This is a genomic window from Moorena sp. SIO3I6 (assembly GCF_010672095.1).
Genome location: NZ_JAAHHU010001299.1, coordinates 1 through 1,446, shown reverse-complemented (window position 1 = coordinate 1,446; position 1,446 = coordinate 1). Strand labels below are relative to the sequence as shown.

The 1,446-nt window shown below is 47.4% G+C and carries 1 protein-coding gene; it reads right to left on the bottom strand.

Annotation, left to right across the window (positions count from 1 at the left end; translation table 11 throughout):
• Positions 1-54: 54 nt before the first annotated feature.
• Positions 55-1,446 (bottom strand): peptidase domain-containing ABC transporter (locus F6K49_RS48770; protein ID WP_293109914.1); only part of this gene is annotated, 1,392 nt, incomplete at its 5' end.

The window sequence follows — 1,446 nt, the reverse complement described above, 5'->3', positions numbered from 1 at the left end:
CTCCTTAATTATGGGTATTCAACCAGACTTGATATTAGGGGGGATTCCTGGTCCCTAAAACCCAGGACGAGGTATATCACCGAATTGAGAACTGCTATAATTACCATTAAGAGAAGTACCATTAACAGAAGAGTCAGAGCCTGAAGCATACATGACTAAATTCTTAGTTGAAGGAACAAAATCATCGAGAAAGTCTAAGTGATCCCCAGCCAGAGAGTGTAACTCTTCTGGAGTGCCTTGGATTTGCAATTTTCCTTTTTCGAGCATGATAATCCAATTGGCTCGCTGAATCACTTTCGGGCGATGACTAATCATAATAGTGGTTTTGCCTTGGCGAGAGGATAGTAATTGATCTAACACTTGAGCTTCGCTGACTGGATCGAGGGCACCAGTGGATTCATCTAAAATTAGGACTGGTGGGTCAGTAACTATAGCTCTAGCAATAGCCAATCGTTGCCTTTGGCCCCCAGAGAGATTGGCACCAAATTCCCCTAAAACCGTTTGATATTTGTCGGGCAGTTCGCTGATGAAAGAATCAGCCCCAGCTATCTCGCAAGCTTTGACAATCTGCTCAAAAGTGACCTGGGGATAGCTAAAGTGGAAATTGTCAATGATGGAGCGACTCCAGAAGTGGGGTTCTTGTGGTACTAATATTACCTGCTGCCGCAAGCATTCCAGGGAGAGGTCTTGCTGGTTGTAGAGGCCATAGCGGATATTGCCAGACTGGAGAGAATACAAACCAGCCATCACTTTAGCCAGGGTACTCTTGCCACAGCCAGATTTACCAATCAGGGCAATGACTTTACCGCCAGGGATAGTGAGGGAGAAATCTTGGAGGAGGTCAACTCTACCGGCGTGGTGAAAGTTGAGCTTACTGCAGGTAATGTCTGCATTGCCGGGAATTTCAGCCCAGGGCTTTTTGAAGTCATTCTCATCTTCTGGGGTGGCATCGATCACTTCCGTCAGGCGTTGGATAACTACCTGGGCAGTAATAAATTCATCCACTAGCCCGATTACTGCCCCCAAGAAGCCCAGAAAGTTGCTACTCATGCCATTGTAGGCCAGCAACTGACCGATGGATAATGTCTGATTGATCACCAGGTAACTGCCCAACCAGAGTACAGCGATGGAAGTAAATGTGGAAAGAATGCTGGTGATTGTACTGCTGTAAAGCCCCAGCTTCATCATACCCCAGCCCAGGTTGGCCAGGCGACCGTAATTGCTTTGATACTCTCCCCAAGCTTGAGGGGTAGCTGGGGTGGTTTTGAGCACCTGCACCCCCCGAAACGTTTCTACCAGAAAGCCTTGGTTTTCTGTGCCTAAGACGATTTGGTTACGGGTTTTGGCGCGCAAGGCAGGGAGGAAAAGCAGGTTGACGATAGTAACAATCACAAAGGCACCAATCGAAGCCAGAGTCAGTTCCCAACTGTAGAAGATCATAAAGGA